Origin of the sequence: Acidilobus sp. (genome assembly GCF_049973875.1) — an archaeon.
Classification (GTDB): domain Archaea; phylum Thermoproteota; class Thermoprotei_A; order Sulfolobales; family Acidilobaceae; genus Acidilobus.
This window is the reverse complement of the sequence record NZ_JBMFJI010000039.1, coordinates 1-5,608: the sequence shown is the minus strand read 5'-3', so window position 1 is coordinate 5,608 and position 5,608 is coordinate 1. Positions and strand designations below refer to the sequence as shown.

The 5,608-nt window shown below is 53.1% G+C and carries 7 protein-coding genes; 5 read left to right on the top strand and 2 right to left on the bottom strand.

Annotation, left to right across the window (positions count from 1 at the left end; all coding sequences use genetic code 11):
• The first annotated feature begins 579 nt into the window (after positions 1-579).
• From ACP5H1_RS07770 to ACP5H1_RS07755, 4 genes are all read left to right on the top strand, one after another.
• On the top strand, positions 580-786 hold the full coding sequence (locus ACP5H1_RS07770; protein ID WP_427973774.1) for a hypothetical protein: 207 nt from the start codon (positions 580-582) through the stop codon (positions 784-786).
• Positions 787-840: 54 nt separating this feature from the next.
• Positions 841-1,014: a hypothetical protein gene (locus tag ACP5H1_RS07765; RefSeq protein ID WP_427973771.1), complete on the top strand. Its 174-nt coding sequence runs from the start codon at positions 841-843 to the stop codon at positions 1,012-1,014.
• Positions 1,011-1,142 (top strand): hypothetical protein, encoded by a 132-nt coding sequence (locus ACP5H1_RS07760; RefSeq protein ID WP_427973768.1) that lies wholly within the window; start codon positions 1,011-1,013, stop codon positions 1,140-1,142. Before ACP5H1_RS07765 ends, ACP5H1_RS07760 begins: the two co-directional genes overlap by 4 nt.
• Positions 1,143-2,745: 1,603 nt before the next feature.
• A complete protein-coding gene (locus tag ACP5H1_RS07755) occupies positions 2,746-4,512 on the top strand; it encodes a YncE family protein (protein ID WP_427973765.1) in 1,767 nt (588 codons plus the stop codon).
• A gap of 110 nt (positions 4,513-4,622) precedes the next feature.
• On the opposite strand, the gene ACP5H1_RS07750 is transcribed toward ACP5H1_RS07755, so the two are convergent.
• Together ACP5H1_RS07750 and ACP5H1_RS07745 are read right to left on the bottom strand one after the other, a co-directional pair.
• Positions 4,623-4,844: a hypothetical protein gene (locus tag ACP5H1_RS07750; protein WP_427973762.1), complete on the bottom strand. Its 222-nt coding sequence runs from the start codon at positions 4,842-4,844 to the stop codon at positions 4,623-4,625.
• The gene (locus ACP5H1_RS07745; protein WP_427973760.1) at positions 4,841-5,023 is read right to left on the bottom strand and encodes a hypothetical protein; all 183 of its coding nucleotides are present in this window, start codon (positions 5,021-5,023) and stop codon (positions 4,841-4,843) included. The genes ACP5H1_RS07750 and ACP5H1_RS07745 overlap by 4 nt, the downstream gene beginning before the upstream one ends.
• Before the next feature lie 274 nt (positions 5,024-5,297).
• Between ACP5H1_RS07745 and ACP5H1_RS07740 the strand changes: the two genes are divergently transcribed.
• Positions 5,298-5,540 (top strand): hypothetical protein, encoded by a 243-nt coding sequence (locus tag ACP5H1_RS07740; protein WP_427973757.1) that lies wholly within the window; start codon positions 5,298-5,300, stop codon positions 5,538-5,540.
• The last annotated feature ends 68 nt before the right edge of the window (positions 5,541-5,608 follow it).

Below are 5,608 nucleotides of genomic sequence, written 5' to 3'. Positions count from 1 at the left end.
CATCCTCTGTAACGCCGTAGACCTCCTCCCTCGCGGTGACCTCATAGTTCTCAGCGGAGATGATGACCAGCCAGTAGTTGTGCGTGTCCTGAGGCGTGACGGAGCCCAAGGCGGGGCGCCCACTCTTAATGCGCCGAGCGCACTAATTACGATTTGCTATAATTACAGCTGTGCGACAGCCGCAAGGTGCTCAAGGAAGGGTCATGAGTGGCTGGCCAAACAGGACATCCGTGGGCGAGCGTCCTGCCCGCGCTTCCCCCTCCCAGCGTTGGCTCCCGCGGGAAATAAGCTGGGAGGGCGGGCTCACATAGAGATCACGGCTGTGGCCATCAAGAATAACGTGAGGCCAGTTGTGGTTCAGTGCATCGTGAAGGCGGCGCTCAGCGGCAGGTAGTACAGACGTACCTGAGGGCGTTCGACGTGACAGAGGCGCAGACCAATAATAAGATTATTGGCGACCACCTAGCCCTCATAGGGTGGGTGAGGGGACGAGGAGACATTGACCTGCTTAGCGATCCGCAGACGTTCCGATCGTGGTTCGATCTTGTCAAGGATTAGAACGTCAGCGGGTGGTTCAAGGTGTCGCAGAACAGCTTCCAGCCAGGCCTCTTCGTATACGCCAAGGCAGAGGGTGTGGTGAGGAAGGAGACCCAGGAGCATTACATAGCCATAGGCTACGATGACTTCAACAACGTCATAAGAGCCCACTGGAGGTACGTATCCAGCAACGGCCAGGAGGGCTACAGATTTATCAGCGCGAGGCCCAGCAAGGAGGTCGTGGCCTAGTTCAGGACCCTCATCGCTAGGCTGGCCCAGGCCGAGGGGAATGGCAACTGGGACGTGGCCGTTGTCCTGGCGGCGGCCTTATCTGAGGTCCTTGATATTAATAACGCCTCTGTCACGACGATGGGCGAAGGGTCGCTCGCGACGCTGATAGCCACGGCCGCCGAGGGTGACAAGGGCGGCAAGGAGGGCGGGGACGCGGCCCGTGCGGGGACAGGTGGCGGGGCGTGACGGGTGGTAGATCATGGCAGGCGGCGAGGCAGGAGGTCAAGCTCCCCCTTCCCTCGCTTCCTGTCCCCACCGAGCATTACATGAACACCTGCTACATAATCTTCCGCGCCTCGCCGGGGACATGGTAGTGGGCTCCTGCGTCAGGCCGCCGCTGACGATGAGGTCAGGGACTCTAGACGCGGGCGTAGCAAAGGCGGACAAGAGGGCTGTAGTAGATGGGTCCTAGAGATGAAGGCGCTTTCCGAAGAAGAGCCAGATTTCAAGGGTTCCCTAACACAAAGCAAGAGGTGGGTTAAAGGGGACCTGGGTAAAACAAAAATTAGGTAAACTCCCGGTTTCGGATAGTTACCAAGTTTCCATCAATTAGTGTTGCCAATCCCATAATTTATAACCTCACGACGATACAATTAAAGCGCGTCAGATGCACGTCAAAACTTAAATAATAGGGGGAAGCAAATCTAATTATTTGGGTAGCTTAAAGTGGAATTGCAGAGTTTCCTTAAGAAGGCGTTTCCTGCTCTGGTGCTGATCCTGCTCCTGGTCGGGTATCTCCAGCCCTTTACCGTGGCTGCGAGCTCGGGGGCGGGCCAGGCCGGTCCTTACGGCACCATCCTCCTCTACAACGACACGTTCGTGCCGGGGTTGGTGTTCCCCGAGCCGGTAATGGGCCCGAACAGTAACTGTAGTTATTTAAATAATGAACAATTCAGTTTCGCGTATAATCAGCAACAGAAGGTCCTTTATGTCCTAAGACTACTAATCCTTTCTAACTATCATGGAAACTACTACTGTTTCTACAATACTATTTACGTCGTAAACGCGACGGACAACTCTATTATAAACATTGTAAACATCACGAACGCCTCTGGCTCAAGCACAGATAATGTGACTGTCTTACTTAGCGTGGCCTATGACAGCGCTAACGGCTACCTGTATGCTTCTGGGGCAACGGTTAACCTGACCACAACTAATGCGAGTTATTTCCTAGAGGCGCTAGACCCGCAAGAGAACTTTAAAGTAGTGCAATTAATAAAAATACCGTCCTATTACGGCTTATATAACTATTCTTCCCCTCCTTCATATGGACTTCCGTTTTCCGTTATCTATAATAACGTCACGGACTACATCTACGTCTCTTTTTGGTATTTCCTCGGGCCTAGCCAGCCTCCTTGGGTAAGTACCGTAGCCATAGACCCGAGCAACGGTGAAATAGTGGCGCACGCCTGGAACCTGACTTTGCTAGACGTATTCAATCCTATCAACGGGGACTTCTATCTCGGTCCATATGTAATAAACCCCTACTCCCTTGCAGTAATTGCTAACTACACTGGCGAGCTTCAGGCCGTGGGTGTAAACTTCTCCGGCGTCATACCGTTTGGAGAGGCTTACGATCCTAACGATGGGTACCTGTACATGTTGATCGGGTTCCAGAACAGCCCTGGAGCTATGGTAGCTGTTATGAATATGAATAATGGATCAATATTGAGTGTAAACTATATCCCACCAATTCCCTCAGATGTGGGCTTCATTATCTTTCCTGGCTTTGTTAGCAACGGCAGCGCCTATTTCGTATATGGAGTCAATTACCCACCATACGTGTTTAACGAGCTGCGATTACTAAAGGTTAATGCAAACGGAAACTACACCTTGTACAACATTATTGTAAACATTAGTGTAATCGGTATACGTTATGTGGAAGGGATAGTATATCCATTTGTATTTCCAGAAATTATGTATTACGCAGACCATAAGCTATATACCATCTATGTAAACCCAAACGGTCTGCTGTTTGGAACGCTCGCCGTCAACGTGGAACAGAACTTCACCGTCATACCCCCGTCGCCCTCGCCCACCTACGTATTGTACGTCCCAACGGCCGGCTACCTGTACGACTTCGACTCTGACAGCATATACGTAATTAACCCCTCAGACAACATGGTCGTTAAAGACGTCAGGTTAGTGTCTTCAAATTATCAATACTACTACGACTACTATTCTGGGTACCTCTTCATCTATTACCCGACGTACGGTGAGCTGCAGGTATTTAATGCGACTAGCCTTTCGCCAGTAAAGACCATTAACGTTAACGTAAGCGTGTATCAGTACGCACTCAATCCTATGGCCTATGTCCCCGCTGACAAATATCTAGTCATCGGTTCAACTAATGAGGTGGTGTTCCTAAACGTGAGCTCCGGGGTCATAGAGAGGACGATACCTCTCTACGGCAACGTCTCATCAGTAGCCTATGACTACGCTGACGGGGACGTATATGTTGTTGAAACTACCCCCTCCTCTAATTACTTGTTGAGGATAAGCTCCAACAACTTCACTGTAGTCGGTAATTACACGCTAGGAAACTTTTATAGATACGTCGAGACGTTCCCCTCGTCCCCGTTAGTTTTCATCGTGAATAGCTCGTCCCCGCTAGTCTTCAGCGTGAATAGCTCCACTAATCCCGTGTCAGTCTTTAACCCTTCAAATAACTCTATATACCCATTAAATATCACCATTAGCCAATCTTGGATCTATACCCTTGTATATGGCAATCTCACCGGCGAAATATTCATAGTAACTTCGCCGCCTGTGCCACCGCCATGGATCACAGGAACATCGTATATAGGTTATCCCTCTGGAAGCAATGAGTCAAATATAACGATTTACGAGATAAACCCCGTCACCCTATCGGTAGAAAGCGTCGTCTCGCTGAACGATCCTCTTAGCAACTCTGTGTGTTATCTTTACGTCACGGCGTTCGACCCCCTCACCTCGACCTTCTACGGCCTCGTTACACTCGGCTTGGTTCCCGCTGAGCCGGCCGTCTACTTGATCAGGGTCCCCGCAATTTCCTCTCAGCCATCAATTGTTTCGATAAGCGCTAGTGCCCCTGGAACACGCGTCATGCAAGAGTCCCCAAACAACTACCTAATTACTAACGTCACGCAGGGGTCTACCCTAAGCATAGAGCTGTACATCAACTCGAGCAGTGTTAACGCGTACCTGAACGGTAGTCCCATAAACATTAAGGTTCTAGGGAAAGGGTTCTACCTGGTCAGCCTACAATTCAACGAGAGCGGTGTGTACAACCTGACCGTGGTTTACGGGGACCCGGAGATCCACTTCACAATAGTTGTGATGCAGAAGTCGACGACGCCGACGACAACGACTACAACTACTACGACGAGCACGACCACGACCACAACGACCACCACAACTACGACCCCTGTAACCACGACCACGACAACAACAACCACGACTGCTAGGAGCGCAACTCAGAGCACTACCATAACCACGGCGGCAACAACTATTACCGCAACGACGCCCACCACGACCAATACCACTATGAGCACCACTGAGAGCGTGACGACTCAACAGACTGTGACGACGCAGACCGCTTCGCAGACCAACACGTCAAGGGGGCTGTCCACAGGGCTTGTCCTAGCGGCCATCCTGATAGTCGCTGCCGCGGTTGGGGCGACGCTCTTCCTGAGGAGGAGGTAGGGCGCCTTTTTCGAGTAGTTAACTGAGACCTACAACCTTACGTTCATTTCCCGAGAACCCCTGTGCGTGTTATTCTTCCTCAGCCGGCCTCGCGCTGGCCCTCTGAAACGTTACGTGCTCGTGCAACCCCTTATGACGTTTGAGCGGGCCCGGCTTGAGCAGGCCCCAGGCGCTGCTCCCACGCAGCCCAGGGTCCCGAGGCCGCGCGACGCTGCCGACTCCCGGGAAGGCCCCAGGACCTCCCCGGGCCCTGGTTGCCGGGGCCACGCCATCAAGTACTTCTCTACCTCCGCTGCCTGGGAGGAGCCTGGGTCCCTGGTGGAGACGCTCATGACTGGGTGTTCCTTGAATGGCTTGTTATACAGGGGTACACCCCCAGGGCCTCAGCTATTAAGACCACGGGCCTTCCGACGTCAACTATCCGCTCGATAAGGTTTGATGGGCCTTGGAGGCCCACCACAATGAAATCCACGGCGTCCGCAGACCTGGACCGGTCCCTCGGGGTATTCATAGCACCTGACCCTGTGGGCTGCGAAGCTGACGTCCTTATACATGCCCCCGAGCGCCGCCATCCCCTCTTTCCAAGGCCTTCAGCCCAACCCGAGGAACAGGGCGAACCTGGCCTCCGTCTCCTCAGTAGCTGCGTCGTACATGTGCCCGTAGGCAGGACCTCCTGGGTTGCCTACGCCCTTAAGCGAGAGCTCGAGGAATAAGGCCGTGATGGAGTTTAACTTGGTCGCCGAGTATATAGGTCTCGCCCAAGGACTTTTTGCAGCGCAACTGTAGTGTCAACCCCTCTGAGCAAGATATTGATGGACGCGACCTACAACTTCATTTCCTGCAGCCAGCGATGGAACGACATCTCCATGGGCGAGTACACCATGGCTAACATGCGGGGCTGGACAGGCACAGAGCCGGTAACGGGGTTCCAGTACTGGTTCGACGTCTATGGATACGCCCTGACGGACAGCTGCTCGTCGGTCGAGGCCAGGGACCCGCGCGAGGGGTCCTCGGGTGCCCCGAGGTAATCTACGGCTAGAAGCCGTGGGGCAGGCTCTCGACGCCCCTTTACCCCCGCCCTTGCGCTCTTGGCCAG

Bases quoted from the DNA above. Each gene is read 5' to 3' on its own strand.
- ACP5H1_RS07750 (WP_427973762.1), bottom strand. From the start codon at position 4,844: ATGAGCGTCTCCACCAGGGACCCAGGCTCCTCCCAGGCAGCGGAGGTA.
- ACP5H1_RS07755 (WP_427973765.1), top strand. From the start codon at position 2,746: ATGTATTACGCAGACCATAAGCTATATACCATCTATGTAAACCCAAAC.
- ACP5H1_RS07745 (WP_427973760.1), bottom strand. From the start codon at position 5,023: ATGAATACCCCGAGGGACCGGTCCAGGTCTGCGGACGCCGTGGATTTC.